At 65.0% G+C, this 13,859-nt stretch carries 11 protein-coding genes; 4 read left to right on the forward strand and 7 right to left on the reverse strand.

All coding sequences use genetic code 11. The annotated features are described in order from the left end of the window. Nucleotides 1-110 precede the first annotated feature (110 nt). Complete coding sequence (locus tag BM172_RS00225) at nucleotides 111-1,163, forward strand: glycoside hydrolase family 25 protein (RefSeq protein WP_026634118.1); 1,053 nt, start codon at nucleotides 111-113, stop codon at nucleotides 1,161-1,163. Further along, nucleotides 1,160-3,151, forward strand: coding sequence for a GH25 family lysozyme (locus BM172_RS00230; protein WP_081805059.1), 1,992 nt, complete (start codon nucleotides 1,160-1,162; stop codon nucleotides 3,149-3,151). Before BM172_RS00225 ends, BM172_RS00230 begins: the two co-directional genes overlap by 4 nt. Nucleotides 3,152-3,185: 34 nt before the next feature. On the opposite strand, the gene BM172_RS00235 is transcribed toward BM172_RS00230, so the two are convergent. Further along, nucleotides 3,186-4,541, reverse strand: coding sequence for a glycoside hydrolase family 27 protein (locus BM172_RS00235; RefSeq protein ID WP_231504143.1), 1,356 nt, complete (start codon nucleotides 4,539-4,541; stop codon nucleotides 3,186-3,188). Between the two features lie 242 nt (nucleotides 4,542-4,783). Here BM172_RS00235 and BM172_RS00240 point away from each other — a divergent pair, with 242 nt between their 5' ends. Together BM172_RS00240 and BM172_RS00245 are read left to right on the forward strand one after the other, a co-directional pair. After that, entirely contained in the window at nucleotides 4,784-6,367 is a 1,584-nt protein-coding gene (locus BM172_RS00240) for a Gfo/Idh/MocA family protein (protein ID WP_051548412.1), read from the forward strand. A gap of 30 nt (nucleotides 6,368-6,397) precedes the next feature. Continuing rightward, on the forward strand, nucleotides 6,398-6,928 hold the full coding sequence (locus tag BM172_RS00245) for a hypothetical protein (RefSeq protein WP_143096401.1): 531 nt from the start codon (nucleotides 6,398-6,400) through the stop codon (nucleotides 6,926-6,928). Nucleotides 6,929-7,057: 129 nt separating this feature from the next. Here BM172_RS00245 and BM172_RS00250 read toward each other — a convergent pair whose 3' ends face one another. The 6 genes from BM172_RS00250 to BM172_RS00275 all read right to left on the reverse strand — a co-directional run bounded on the left by BM172_RS00250 (nucleotide 7,058) and on the right by BM172_RS00275 (nucleotide 13,845). Continuing rightward, nucleotides 7,058-8,665, reverse strand: coding sequence for an MBL fold metallo-hydrolase (locus BM172_RS00250; RefSeq protein ID WP_035322763.1), 1,608 nt, complete (start codon nucleotides 8,663-8,665; stop codon nucleotides 7,058-7,060). Between the two features lie 82 nt (nucleotides 8,666-8,747). Next, nucleotides 8,748-9,752, reverse strand: a complete 1,005-nt coding sequence (locus BM172_RS00255; RefSeq protein WP_026634124.1) for an NAD(P)H-quinone oxidoreductase — start codon at nucleotides 9,750-9,752, stop codon at nucleotides 8,748-8,750. Nucleotides 9,753-9,756: 4 nt separating this feature from the next. After that, nucleotides 9,757-10,290 carry a MaoC family dehydratase gene (locus BM172_RS00260; protein ID WP_026634125.1) on the reverse strand — a complete coding sequence of 178 codons (534 nt, stop codon included), beginning with the start codon at nucleotides 10,288-10,290 and terminating at the stop codon, nucleotides 9,757-9,759. A 29-nt stretch (nucleotides 10,291-10,319) separates the two neighbouring features. Next, nucleotides 10,320-11,681: an aminotransferase class I/II-fold pyridoxal phosphate-dependent enzyme gene (locus tag BM172_RS00265; protein ID WP_197022839.1), complete on the reverse strand. Its 1,362-nt coding sequence runs from the start codon at nucleotides 11,679-11,681 to the stop codon at nucleotides 10,320-10,322. Next, nucleotides 11,633-12,961 carry an arginine deiminase family protein gene (locus BM172_RS00270; protein WP_026634127.1) on the reverse strand — a complete coding sequence of 443 codons (1,329 nt, stop codon included), beginning with the start codon at nucleotides 12,959-12,961 and terminating at the stop codon, nucleotides 11,633-11,635. Before BM172_RS00270 ends, BM172_RS00265 begins: the two co-directional genes overlap by 49 nt. After that, nucleotides 12,958-13,845: an HpcH/HpaI aldolase/citrate lyase family protein gene (locus BM172_RS00275; protein ID WP_081805062.1), complete on the reverse strand. Its 888-nt coding sequence runs from the start codon at nucleotides 13,843-13,845 to the stop codon at nucleotides 12,958-12,960. Before BM172_RS00275 ends, BM172_RS00270 begins: the two co-directional genes overlap by 4 nt. Nucleotides 13,846-13,859: the final 14 nt, after the last annotated feature.

The following is a 13,859-nucleotide window of genomic DNA, read 5'->3' on the forward strand; positions in this document are numbered from 1 at the left end:
GGCCAGGCGTCATACGGCCATCCGTCGAATTGCGTCGTCTTTCGGGCGCGCGTATCAACGCCGCGGAGCAGGGGACTCAAGTTCCGAACCATTACAGGGAGGGTGCCGCCATGGTGGCCACGAGCCGTTGGATAGTGCTTGCCTTGGTCTGTGCAGGATTGATTGCCGGCACCAAGAGCAACGCACAGGCCGCTGCTGGAACTGCACCCACCGATGCCGTGTCACTCGGGCTGACCGAGCTCAAAGACGACCTGTCCCGCCAGCAGCTGTTCGGTGAAATACAGGCCACCGACCGGCGCAGCGGCAGCGCATCTGCCCGGCGAGCCGAGGAGGCGGCCGAGTCCTTCGATCTGCGCGGACCATTCCGCTTTCCCGCAGACACCACCTACGACCCCTCGGCGAACGACGGCGCCGGCGGACCGCGCGTCGACTCGTACTTCGGCATCGACATCAGCCACTACACGAGCCCGTCCTTTCCCTTGGACCTTCTGAAGATTCGCAATGTCCAGTTCCTCTACATGAAGGCCACCCAGGGCGCGAAAGGGCTCGACGGAAAGTTCGCGTATTTCTGGAAGCGCGCAGGCGAGCTGCCCAAGGGCAGGCAGGTTCATCGTGGCGCCTATCATTTCCTGTCGGCGTGCCAGGACGCGGACTGCGCGATCGCGCCCGCCGCCTGGGGCAAGTTGCAGGCTGAAACGTTCGTCAGAGTAATCAACGCGAACGGCGGCCTGCTACCCACCGATATGCCGCCGGTCGTCGATCTCGAATGGGACAAGGCGAGCGCCAACGGGCCCGATCGCTGGCAACGCCGGTCGCCGCAGGAGATCGTGCAGATCGTCGACGCATTCCTGGCCGAAGTGCAGGCCGGGCTCGGCCGCACGCCGATGATCTACACCGCGCAGGCCTGGTGGAATGAGCGCATGAAGGCCACGCCCATGAGCCCCGCGATGAAATCGGCATCGCTGTGGCTGGCCGATTATTCGAAGTCCTCGCGCGCCATCGAGGTCCCGCGCACGATCAACGCGACGAAATGGGCGCTATGGCAGTTCACCGATGCGGGAACCATGGCCACGGGTTTCGCCGGGGCGTTCGACACCAACATCTACAAAGGCTCCCTGCCTGATCTCTACCGCTCGCTTGGGGTGCAGGACTTTGCGCCATGACGGCCCGGCCCGGCATGGCGAGGGCCATGGCGGCCGCCTGGGCACTGCTGGCCCTGTTGCCGGCCGGGCCGCTGCGCGCGCAGAGCCCGCCGGCGCCGTTCGAGGGCACCTGTCCCAGCGGCGCACCCGCGAAGGAGCACTACTGCGCATTCTTCGTGCGCTACAACACCGGCGACGGCCCTCTTCAAGCGATGGTGGGGGATTTTCTCGGCGTCACGGAGGCGTCGCAGACACGATCCGTCGGCCTCATTATCGCCATCGACGACTACCCGAACCTGCCCGGGCATAACTTGACCGCTGCCGCGGTGGACGCCCGGCGACTGCAGGATTTCCTGATCAACGACCAGCATTTCGACGAAGTCATCGTGCTGCGCAATGCAGATGCCTCCGCCGAGAACATCAACTATTTCCTGGAAGACTATCTGCCCAGGCATGCCGACGACTACAAAGGCAGCGACGGCAAGAGCAGGGCCAGGCTCCTGATCGCCTACAGCGGGCATGGCAGGGGACGCAGCCCGAGCGCGCAACCCGCCTTCATCCTGAGCGGCGCGACGGATCCGGAGGGCTCGGACGGCATCTACAAGATGACGGAATTCACCGGCGACGTCGCGAACCTGGCGACGCATTATTTTCACGTGCTGACGCTGATCAATGCATGCTTTGGCGCCAATGTCTTTCCGAGCGGCAGTACCGGTGCGGCAGCGTCGCCGACGGCGCCGGGCTCCTTCATCATCACGGCCGGGTCGCCGAATGACGAAGTGCAGGCATTGATTCCGTCGCGCGGCAGCCTTTTCTTCGACCTGGTCGTCAACAGCATTACGCAAGGGGAGGCCGACCCGCAGAGCTATCAGTACTACTCCTCGAACCAGGACGGTTCGGTCCAGTCCGCGGGCACGCTCACCCTCACGCTGGCCCTGGACAGCTATCTGACGGCGGCCTTCTATCGGATCAATGCCATCCAGAAGAAAACCGATCCGGCGTTTCATGCGATCAGCCCGCCGTATTTTGGGCCGGTGCAATCCGGTGTGGCGCAAGGCGGATTCTTTTTCGTGGCGAACAAGCCGCCGGGCGATCCTCTTGCCAGCATCAGTCCATACCTCAAGCCGCTGGCGCCCGGATCACCGATTGAGACGGCGTCGATCGGCGAGATGCCACCCGCACCCGGACTCCCGTCACGAAGCTACGCTTTCTCGCCAAGGCCGGCATCGACGGAGGCTACCGCCGACCAGAGCGTTCCCGTCGGCCCGGTCAGCAGCATCAAGGGGCACCCCGATATCAAGATTTTCAAGCCGCCCGTGATCTATCCGATCAAGGGCTACGACCTATCGTCCGCCGATGGACGGATCGATTGGAATGCCTTTGCCCGATCGCCACGCCCCAACTTCATCTATGCACGCGCGCTGGGCTGGGCCGGACCCGATCCGACCTTCGCCGATCGATGGTCGCATGTGAAAGGGCTGGGGATCGATCGCGGCGCGTACATCAAATTCAATTTCTGCCTTTCGGTCCAGGACCAGCTCGACCAGTTTCAGCGCCTGGTCGAAGCCGACCCGGACATGCTCCCCGTGGGCATCGAGCTGGTGACGCCGAGCGTCGACCAGAGCCAAGGCGCTCGGCAACTGGCCTGCTACCAGCAGCTTGGCGCAGCGCAAGCCCGCGAGCGGATTCTGCAGCTGGCCCAAGGGATCAAGCTGCAATCCCGCAAGACACCGATCCTGCTCGGCAACAGCTACAACCTCTCCGTCCTGACCGACGAGCGGTCGGAAACCTACATGATCTGGCTCAATGCCTATGGCCCCCACAACGCGATCAGCAGCAAGCTGAAGCTGCGCGGCCGCAATCCGTGGACCATGTGGCAATACTCCGGAACGCTGCCGGTGCCCGGCATCGGCGCGCAGACCACCGGCGAGGTATTTTTTGGAACGCCATTGCAATACGAGGCGTTTCGGCGCGGGGAGGGCAATGTGGGGCTCGAGGCGGCGCGATAAGGACTACTCATCGCGCCACGGCGATTCGCACCGGCTACGGCATCTTCTGTACGCTCAGCAAAGCAGTCCCGTGCGCCGGCAGGCTCAGGCTCAAGCTGCCGGATGCCCTGGAGCTTCGTCCGCTCCATAAGTCGCGCGCGGCGTACCTGCCGGACTCCAGGCCCAGTTCGCCCCAGGCCGCTTTCAGCGCGAACGGCTTCTCGCCCAGATTGAACAGCGCCAGGTAGCGCTCGCCGTTGCGCCCGGACGCCACCCAGGCGCGCACCTGTTCGTAGCCCTCGGGAAGGCGATCGACCGGATGGTTGTCGTGGCTGTGCTGATCGAGCGCGATGACATCCTGGTTAGTAATCAGGGCCCTGGTCGTCTCGTCCAGCCGGGTAAGATTGGCGCCCAGGACCAGCGGCGAGCGCGCCATGGCATGCAGGCTCAGCAGCGTGCGCTGTTCTTCCGCCGTCAGGCGCGAGCTGCGCGCATCGCCCCAGCCGGGATGCGGTGCAAGCGTGCCCAGCGGCAGCATGTCGGCATCGGGCCAGCGGCCGTCGCGAGCCTGGCCGGCCCAGGCGGGCAGGCGGTCGAAGAGGTCGCGCACGCCCATCGGAAAATCGTCGTTGGGATGCTCCCGGGTGAAGGTCCATCCGTCCCAGACATCATTGGAGATGCGCCACATCTGGCCGAACTGGCGAATCTCCGCGGCATGCGCGAGCTGGGTCGGGCCGGGCGACAGGCTGAGCACGATCGGACGGCCGGACTTGCGGATCGCCGCCGCGATCTGGCGAATTTCGCCGATCTTGTAAGGGTGGTCGGCGATGCAGTCGACCTTGAGAAAATCCACGCCCCAGCGAGCATACAAGGCCAGCATGGCGTCGTAATAGGCCTGTCCGGCGGGTGTGTCGCGCACGCCGTAGTTGCTGTCGTCCCAAGGGCAGGTGTCCGTGGTGTCGGCAGCGTCTTTCGCGCGGAACGCGGAGTCGGCGATGGGCAGGTTCGATGTCACGGCCTGCTTGGGAATGCCCCGCACGATATGGATGCCGAATTTCAATCCTTGCGCATGCACCCAGTCGGCCAGCGGCTTGAAGCCCTGGCCAGCGGCGGCGGAGGGGAAGCGATTGAGCGCCGGAATCAGCAGGCCGTTCGCGTCCAGCGCGTAGTCACGGGTCTGCAGCTTGTCGCCGAAAGGCTGGCGCATGTACCAGCCCTGGTCGATGACCGCATAACTCCAGCCGTGGGCGCGCAGTCCGGCGAGCACGCTGGCATTGGCCTTGAAATCCGCCTCGTCGATGGTCAGGCCATAGGCATCCCAGCTGTTCCAGCCCATGGGCGGGGTGGGGCTGACCTCTTGGGCCGCTGCCGTCCCGGCCAGCGTCAGCACGCAAATCAGCAGTGTGCGCATCGCATTCCACATGAGGCTTGCTCTCGCCATGCCGTCGGCAACGCGCCATGAGACGCCAAGCCGCTCTGCGCCGCATTACGTAGAACGACAGACGTCGTTATGAAATTTGCAAGAGACCGGGGTGTTTCCATGCGAAGCGCTTACCGCGCGGCGTCCCGACGGCTCGCCTTGATCCCCTGATCACGTTGCGGCCAGAATGCTGCGGATCGGATATCGATATCCAACCGAGGGTTGCAGCGCCCATGACGGAAGAATCGAAAATCACGAAAGAGCAGCAGGACCAACAGGTCGGGGGAGCCTCCGGGAATACGGAGGCGCGCGGCAGGATCTCACGCCGCGAATTCCTCACCGGCACGGCCATCGCCGCGGCCGGGCTGATGATCGTGCCCCGCCACGTCCTGGGCGGACCCGGCCACACGCCGCCCAGCGATCGATTGAACATTGCCGGCATCGGTGTCGGCGGCATGGGCCTGCACAACATGCGCGCGCTGGCCGGCGAGAACATCGTCGCCTTGTGCGATGTGGACTGGGGCTATACGGAGAAGTCCTTCCGCGGGATGGTGGACGGCTTGCCGAAAACGCAGGCACGCCTCGACAAGGCCCAGACCGCTAAGGAACGCCGGGAACTGCAAGAAGAGATCGCGCAGACAAAGCTGCTTTCCGGCAAGTTCAACTCGGCCAGGCGCCACACCGATTACCGCCGGATGCTGGAACAGCAGAAGGACATCGACGCGGTGGTCATCGCGACCCCGGACCACCTGCATGCAGTGATCGCCAGCGCGGCGATGAGCCACGGCAAGCACGTGTATCTGCAGAAGCCGCTCACCTGGTCGATTTACGAAGCCCGCGAACTGTCCAGGAAAGCGCAGGACCATCCCAAGCTCGTCACGCAGATGGGCAACCAGGGACACTCGACCGACGACGCCCGGCTGATCAACGAGTACATCGCGGCCGGGGCGATCGGCGAGGTTCGCGAGGTCCACGCCTGGACCAATCGCCCGCTTGCCTTCTGGCCGCAGGGCATTCCACGCCCGCAAGCCAGGCCGCGGCCGGACGATGCGAGCTGGAGCGAGGACGCGGTGATGGACCGGCTCGCCAACGCCATGGCCGGCAACTATCCGAAGCCCGAAGGGTTGGTCTGGGACCTCTTCCTCGGTCCCGGCCCCGTCGTCGACTACCACCCGGTGTATCACCCGTTCAACTGGCGCGGCTGGGTGGATTGGGGTGTGGGTGCGATCGGGGACATGGGGGCACACCTGATCGACTCCCCGTTCTGGTCGCTGGACCTGGGCTTCCCGACCGCCGTGGAGACCGTCTCGACGCCATTCAACGAGGCGTCGTATCCCATGGCGACGATGACGCATTACGAGTTCCCCGCGCGTGGCAGCAGGCCGCCGGTGAAGCTCACCTGGTATGACGGCGCGTTGCTGCCGCCGCGGCCGAAAGGGTTGGGAGCAGGGCAGATCAGCAAGGACGGCGGTGTCCTGTATGTGGGCGACAAGGGCGAACTGATCCACGAGACCTACGGCGCGAACCCGCGCCTGTTGCCGCAGTCGCTGCATGACGCGGTGGGCACGCCTCCGCAACGGTATGCGCGCATCAAGACCTCGCACGAGATGAACTGGGTGGATGCCTGCAAGGGGAGGGCGGAAGCATCGTCGCCGTTCTCGTACGCCGCACGGCTGACGGAGGTCATGCTGCTGGGGGTTGTGTCGCTTCGCGCCGGGGGAAGGATCGAGTACGACGCGGAGAACATGCGCATCACCAATATGCCTGACGCCAATGCGTTTCTGCGGCGTGAGTATCGCGACGGGTGGGCGCTCTAGGGATTGCTGCGATACACAGAGGACGTGTTCTTGGACGTTTTCGATCTAGCCAAAAACCCCGACCAGATTGGCCCGGACTATCTGTTCCATCTCATCTTCGTGGTGCTCGGCCTGGGCGGGTCGGGCTTCATGCTGTACCTGATCCGCAGCGGACGAAAAGGTGCGTGGTTCTATCTTTTGCTTACCGTGGCCATCACGGCGGGCGCGTGCTGGGCGATGCTGCATGAGATCCGTCATGCCGGCATGGTGAAGGCGCAAGTCCTGAGTGGCCGCTTTGCCAGCGTCGAGGGTTGCCTCGATCAGTTCCACCCAGGGCTGGCCTCATCGAGCGAGGCCGATGCCGGCGTGGAGCAATGGTCCGTGGCGGGGCAGCGGTTCGATTACGCAGCGGACGAAATCCGGCTTGGCTACCATGCGACCGAGCCCGCGGGCGGCATGGTCCATGCGGATTCCTGGGTTCGGGTCGGTTATGTCCGTGACGACGTGCTTGCACGCAACGACATCGTACGGCTTGAGGTAACCCGGCATGCGTGTCCGGTGGCGCCGGATTTCGCCAGGTAGGCTGTCGAAAAGTGCTGCGCAGCCTCGGTACCGCGTACCGATCGCGCACTTCAGCTTGACAGCCAATCCCTATCTTCCAGGCCGAGAGCTTCATGCAGTCTTCGCTCGCCGGATTCCGGCCGACCGCGCTCACATCCGCATCGTCCGCGATCCGTACAGCCGTTCCGCCGTCAGTCCGGCTTCCCGGCAGCGACCGATGAACTTGTCGGACTCGACGATCTGCTTGCTCTGCGGGGTGTATTGCAGTCCGGCAACGAAGCGCAGCCAGGGCTCCTGCCCCATGGCGTAGACATAAGCCGTCTTGCAGCCGATTTCCTCCACGATCCTCCAGGCGTTTTCGCTGCCGGATCCGGACAGACGCCGCGAGTCATCATCCTTGCGGCTGATCGGCTGGCTCAGATAAGGGCCGTAGAGCCAGGTGAGCGGCGCGCCATCGCATTCCATGCCGATGAACAAGGTATCGACCTTGCCCAATCTCTGCACGATGCGCCGATAAAGCGCGCGATCCTTGCCGTCGGAGTCCGCCAGGAACATCAGCGTCCTGCCTTGCAAGTCCACATGCAGGCCGTGCTTGCTGGCAATGCTCAGGTCGGCGTGCTCGCCATAGAAAGGCAAGGCGGTAAGGTGGCCGCCGGGAATCGCGACGCGCTCCATCGGGTCGAGTACCTGCACGCGCGGCTGGCCGATGGCCTGTAGCGCAAGTTTCATCGACGGGTCGGCAAGACTGTTGGCGTTATTGCGCGGCACCAGGATCGTGCCGATACGGTCGCGCAGCTGCAGCAGCGTCTCGACGCTGAAATGGTCCTGGTGGTTGTGGGTGAGGAAGACATAGTCGATGCGGTCCGGCAGGTCGTGGAACGTAAGCCGGCCGTCGTCGCCGTCGTCCCAGGCCAGGAAAGGATCGATCAGCACCGAGACCTCGGCACTCTGCACCAGCACGCAGGCGTGTCCGAAGTAGCGCACGCGCACTCCTTCGCCAGCAAAATTCGGTTCCTTGCGCGGCGGCGGCGTCTGCGCGAAATAGCCGCGCAGACGCGCGCGCTCTGCATCGCCGTCGACACCCAGCGCATTAGCCAGGACGCCGAACGGGACCGGCGAGAGTCGGCTGCGGGACACCAGATCGTATGCGGCACTGTCGAACGGCAGCGGCACGACGAAGCGGTCCTCACCGTCCAGCCGCGGTGTGTTGATGAAGAAGCTGCGTTCCGCGTCCGGCGTCTTGCAGAAGGCGATCTCCTGCGCCGCCGTGCCGGCCAGTTCGCCCCGGTAGATCAATTCCTCGAGCACGCGCAGCGAAGGATGGTGATTGAGGTCGTAGTTGGCCTCCACCAGGCCCGCGAGCGATGCGGGCAGCGCACCGTAATGGTGGTCGAGGCTGAAGCCGGTCTCACTCTTTTGCAGCTGGCGGTCCAGCTTGAGCAGATCTTCGGCGAAGCCGAGCAGATCCGCTCCGCGCGTCAAGATGTCCTGCTGCAAAGCGCGCACGGCTGGCAGATCACGCTGGCCCAGCTCCAGAAACGACCCGCCAAGCATCTTCGGGTTTTTCCTGGCCGCCTCGTGCACCGCCGGATTGGCGACGAACGATTTCAGCATCGGCAGGTGGCGAAAGGCCAGCGACAGCGCCAGTTGCACCGGCGAGACCAGATGGCCCCAGGCATACCAGCGGAAGACCAGCGGCTCGAGCTTGGTATCGGGTGCGAGGCATACCAGGTCGCTGTCGGCGGCGGTGGCGTTCATGCTTTCTCCATGGCGAAAATCGGATCGCAGGCTGGGGCGCGGCGAACGGCGCGCCGGAATCGCGCGTAACGGATGGCGTCGTTCACAGCAGCGAGGCTCCTTCCGTATCGCGAACCGCCAGCACGATCTTGCCGATGTTCCGGTTCTCCTCCATCTCGGCTTGGGCCAGCGCGAGATCGGCAAGGGCATAGGTGGCGTGGATGACGGGACTTATGTCGCCCTGTTGAAGGGGCTTGGCCCAACGCTGGCGGAAGCGCGCGTTCACGCCGCGCTTCTGGGCCATCGGGCGCAACCGCAGCGACGAACCCTTGATCTGCAGACGGCGCTCCACCAGGAACAGCAGGTCGATTTCCGCCGACAGTCCGTCCAGCAGTCCCGCCGACACCATGCATCCGCCAGGGCGAAGCGCGCGAAGGTTGCGCTCCAGATACGCACCTCCAACGAAATCCAGGACCAGCGCAACGCCCTCGCCGCCGGTCAGGCGCAGCACCTCGGCGAGGAAATCCTGTGTCCTGTATTCGATGACGTCCGCGGCGCCGAGTCCGCGCAGCGCCTCGGCCTTGGCCCGGGAGCCGACGGTGCAGATCGGCCGCGCCCCGGCGTGCAAGGCCATCCGCATCGCCGTGGTGCCGATACCGCTGGCGCCGGCGTGGATAAGCACACTGTCGCCCGGCGCCAGGCCGCCGAGTTCGAACAGGGTTTCGTTGCAGGTCAGAAAGGACTCGGCCGTCGCCGCGGCCTCTTCGAAACCCACTCCGTCGGGAATCGGGTTGGCCATGAGGCGGTCCAGCAGGCAGAACTCGGCGAAGCCGCCGCCTTCTACCACGCCGTAGACACGCTGGCCGCGGGAGAAACCCGAGACATGCTCGCCCCAGGCTTCCACCGTGCCCGCGATTTCCACGCCGGGAATGGTCGATTGCCCGGCGGGTATCTCGTATTCCCCTTCGCGTTGCAGCACGTCGGCCCGGTTGAGGGCGCTGGCATGCACCTTCACCAGCAGCATGTCCGGCGTGCACACCGGCATGGGCAGCTCGCGCCGCGCGATGACATGCGGACCGCCGGCGCCTTCGTAGACCATCGCCAGCATCCGCTCAGTATCCGGCATGGTCTTCAGTCTCATGGCCGCGCGTCGGCACCAGGAAGCTGCGCTCGAACGTGAGGAATACTTCGCCCGTGGACAGCAGCCCCCGCGTCAGGCAACTGACGATCCCCGCGCCCGGTCGGGTCTGCGAAAGCCGCTTGGCCAGGATCTCGCTCTCTGCATAGATGGTGTCGCCGGCGAAGACCGGGTGGGTGAGGCGCACCTTGTCCCAACCCAGGTTGGCGAGCGCGCGGCCGCTGGTGCTGCGCACGCTCATGCCGCAGACGATGCTGAAGGTCACCAGGCTGGACATCAGTGGCCGTTTCCACGGCGTATGCGCGCAATACTCGGTATCGATGTGCAGCGGCGAAGGGTTCATGCTGAATCCGGCCATCCACAGATTGTCCGATTCGCCCAGCGTGCGTCCTGGACGGTGCTCGAACACGTCGCCCGGGCGGAAGTCGTCGTAGCAAAAGCCGATGACCTCGCGATAGCGGTGCTCGCCGACGGCCCGGTAACCCCATAAACGATCGTCTCGATCCATGCTCAAGCGCTCTCCTGACGGCATCGGGCTCATGCGCTGGCCATCAGTGATTCGACGGCATCACAGAAATGATCCAGGCGGTCGGCTTCCAGATCGGCGCGAAGCATCACCCGGACGCCGGCCGCACCTCGCGCGACGATCGGGAAGAACACCGCCGAGCAGTAGTAGCCGGCCTGATAAAGCTGTTCGGACAAGCGCACCGCCAGATCCTCGTCGCCCACGTCGATCAGGCGGATGGGCAAGCCGTTGCCTGAGAAGCGGGTGGGGAACCGTCGATCGAAGACATCGATGTTCCGCTGCAGCTTCGCCTGCAGCTGGCCGAGTTCCGCCGTGCGGTGCAGTTCTGCGCTCGCGAGGCAGGCGCCTACCGCGGCCACATCCATGTTCTGCGACCAGGTCACCGGACCCGCATTGCGATAGAGGAACTGGAAATCGCGCTCGCTGCCGAGCATGGCGACGCCGCCCGACGCACCGAAAGCCTTGGCCAGGGAGCCCACGATCATGGTCAAGGGATTCATCTCCATCCTGGAACGGACATAGCCCTCGCCATGCGGGCCCTCGATCGACAGCGCATGGGAGTCGTCGAAATAGAGGAACAGTCCGTAGCGATCCTGCAGCTCGATCAGGCCCTCCAGCGCGGTGCGTCCGCCCATGGAATAGGCACCGTCGGCGACATAGGCCACGCGCGGGTATTTCTTGCAGATGTCCTCCAGATAGTTCAAGTCGTTGTGCGGGCAATTCAGCACCAGGGCTTCGTCCCCGCAGATGGGCTTGATGTAGGCCATCGAGAAGTGACAGAAGCGGTCGAAGACCATCACTCGCGGTCCGCTGCCGCCGCCGATGTGTCCGGAGGCGATCAGGGGCAGGATGCCGGCGGTGAGCACGCTGCAGCTCACCCCGGGCAGCGCGGGCGCGCCATAGAGATCGCGCAGGCTTTCCTCCAGTTCGACCAGCAGGTTCAGCCGGACCCGCACTTCCGCGATCGACAGCCCGGTGGTCCCGGCCTTGCGCAACGCGGACACCGCGCCCTCGATGATCTTCGGGTGGTGGTTCAGGCCCAGGTACGAGCAGGAGCACAGCAAGGTGAATTCGTGCCCGCTATCGCGGACGATCAGGCGATCGTTGGACTCGTGGTCGACCTGGATATTGAGCAATCCGCTGTCAGCCGCGCGCAGCCACACCCGCTCGCCATGGGCGAGCATGGCTTCGGCATTCCGATAACGACGCGGTCCGACGATTTCGTTCGAGTCGCTCTGGTCCATGGCGGTCTCCTGGCTGATGGGTGTCGGCGATGCGCCCGGACGGCGCGCCGATGCGTAGGGAAAGGGCGGCACGGGACGGCTCATCCGCGCTCCAAAGGCAAGGTCAGGCAGTGCGGCCCGCCCCACCACGGCCACAGATCGCGGCCGTCGAAGGCCTGCACATCGACACCCCGGGCTTGCAGCGCCGCATGGGTGCGCGGCGCATCGGCATACGCGAGCACCCGGCCGGGTGCGGTAGCCACCAGATTCGATGCTTGCTTGTCGTGCTCGGCGAGCACCACGCGGAAGAAATGCTCCAGGTCGAGTGCATCCGCGGCGCCGCCGACGAAGTCCACCTGCCACCCCCATGCGCGGACCAGGTCCACCAGCTTCATGCCTTCGCAGCTGTCATCCACATCGCCGCTTCCGGCCCGGTAGCGACGAACCCATCCGATGCCCGCCAGGTTGGCGACGGCGGCATCCGCCTGCTGAGCGTCCACGGTGGGCTCCACCAGCAAGCCTTTGAGAAACCGGGTCAGCGGGTCCCGGCCCGCATATCCGGCTTCGAGGAAATAGGGCAGGGCGACCGCGAGCTTGTGGTCCACACGTGTGAAACAGCTGTCCAGGTGCAGGAACATATGCGCCAGGACGCTATCGTCCGGCTTCCACCGCACCGTACTGTCGCCGCGCATCCGCACGGCGATCACATCCATGTCGAGCCGCCTGGCCAACAACGGGGCAACGCGCGGATCCGTGCAATGGCCCACCCCGACCAGCAGAGTTCGCTCGTCTACGACCTGCAGGTCTCCGCCCACCAGGCAAAGCCCCGCTTCGAGGGCGTCGAACAGCACGGGATATTCGCGCAGCGAGGGCGAGAATTCCGCCGCGAACCGCATGAGCGAAGCCTCGCCTCGCCGCGAAGGCGAGATGAAGTTGCCGAGTATCCATCCGCGTGGCGTCATGACGGCCAGGTCACGGGTGAAAGCAAGCCCGAGACGGTGATCGACGATATGGCGGTAGACACCCTCGGCATCGGTCTGGAACTGCACGTGCCCGGCCCGGGCCAGCAGCGTTGCACCGGTCGCCGAGCCGGCCCAGGGCGCGAGCCGGGGCAGGGCGGCGCGCAGCCAGGTCGCGAACTGTCCTTTCCGGCGGGCTTCCTCGATCGCTTCGTCCAGCAACCGCTCCATCGAGAGCACTTCCGCGCCGGAGGCCGCAAGCAGGCGTTCGAGTTCCCCGTGCTGTCGCGCGGCCGCTACCGGTGGCGGGTTGTAGTGCAGGAAATTGCCGGTTGCGACCTCAAGGTGATAGTCGGCGGGCGACGGTGCATTCACGATCACACGCCGCAATGGCGCGATGTCGGAAACCACATACGGCGTCGCCGATACGGCGGCCTCCTCGAACGGCACCCTGTGCGTCAGGCGATTCATGCCTGGCCCATGTTCGCGGGTTCCGCGTAATAGCCCGTGGCCATCGGCCGTGGCGCGTCGAACTCTTGCAGCAAGCGCCGGGCGGATTCGATGAACGGCGCGCCGACGGCGATTCCATCGATCAGGCATATGCCACTGCCGTCGCGGGCGCTCGCGGCGACCAGGCGCCTTGCACGATCGATGTCATCCTGACTCGGCGAAAAAATCTCATTGATGATCGGCACCTGGCATGGATGCACCGCGCCCATGCCGCTGTAGCCGAGCTCGCGGGCGCGCCTGGCCGCGATCGTCAAGCCTTCCGCGTCGCGGACATCGAACCAGGGCGAATCGAGGGGATGCAGACCCGCGCCGCGCGTAGCGGTGGCCAGGCGCGAGCGCGCGTAGTGTTGCGACTGCCAATCGATCGACATGCCGGTGGTGAGCGCGAAATCGGCGGCCCCGAAAATCGTCGCGGTCAAACGGGCCCGCGTGGATACCGTGGCGGATATGTTCTCGATGCCCAGCGGCGTCTCGATGATCGCAATCAGCTCGACCCCGTCCCCCAGCAGGCTCCCGGCGATCTCCAGATCGCGCGGCGATTCGACCTTGGGAACCATCACCACTTCGGGCTTGTACGGACAGCCGCACAGCGCCAGCAGATCGAGCAGTCCGTCGGCGCTGCCCAGGTTGTTGATCCTCACCGCGCGCCGGCACGAAGTTATCGGTGGCCTGGAGAAGAAAGCCACGGCCCGGTTCCTGGCCTCGGCCTTATGGACCGCGGCGACGGAGTCCTCAAGATCGATCAATGCGATATCGGCGTCCGCGGCGTCCGCGTTGACCGATCGCTCGGCCACCAGGGCGGGCGTGAAGAGGATCGATCGGCAATAACGGCTGAACTTTTTCATGTTCACCACCCATC

It is taken from the genome of Dyella marensis (genome assembly GCF_900112865.1).
In the GTDB taxonomy this organism is placed as follows: domain Bacteria; phylum Pseudomonadota; class Gammaproteobacteria; order Xanthomonadales; family Rhodanobacteraceae; genus Dyella_D; species Dyella_D marensis_A.

Bases quoted from the DNA above. Each gene is read 5' to 3' on its own strand.
- BM172_RS00225 (WP_026634118.1), top strand. From the start codon at position 111: ATGGTGGCCACGAGCCGTTGGATAGTGCTTGCCTTGGTCTGTGCAGGA.
- BM172_RS00230 (WP_081805059.1), top strand. From the start codon at position 1,160: ATGACGGCCCGGCCCGGCATGGCGAGGGCCATGGCGGCCGCCTGGGCA.
- BM172_RS00235 (WP_231504143.1), bottom strand. From the start codon at position 4,541: ATGCGCACACTGCTGATTTGCGTGCTGACGCTGGCCGGGACGGCAGCG.
- BM172_RS00240 (WP_051548412.1), top strand. From the start codon at position 4,784: ATGACGGAAGAATCGAAAATCACGAAAGAGCAGCAGGACCAACAGGTC.
- BM172_RS00250 (WP_035322763.1), bottom strand. From the start codon at position 8,665: ATGAACGCCACCGCCGCCGACAGCGACCTGGTATGCCTCGCACCCGAT.
- BM172_RS00255 (WP_026634124.1), bottom strand. From the start codon at position 9,752: ATGCTGGCGATGGTCTACGAAGGCGCCGGCGGTCCGCATGTCATCGCG.
- BM172_RS00260 (WP_026634125.1), bottom strand. From the start codon at position 10,290: ATGGATCGAGACGATCGTTTATGGGGTTACCGGGCCGTCGGCGAGCAC.
- BM172_RS00270 (WP_026634127.1), bottom strand. From the start codon at position 12,961: ATGAATCGCCTGACGCACAGGGTGCCGTTCGAGGAGGCCGCCGTATCG.
- BM172_RS00275 (WP_081805062.1), bottom strand. From the start codon at position 13,845: ATGAAAAAGTTCAGCCGTTATTGCCGATCGATCCTCTTCACGCCCGCC.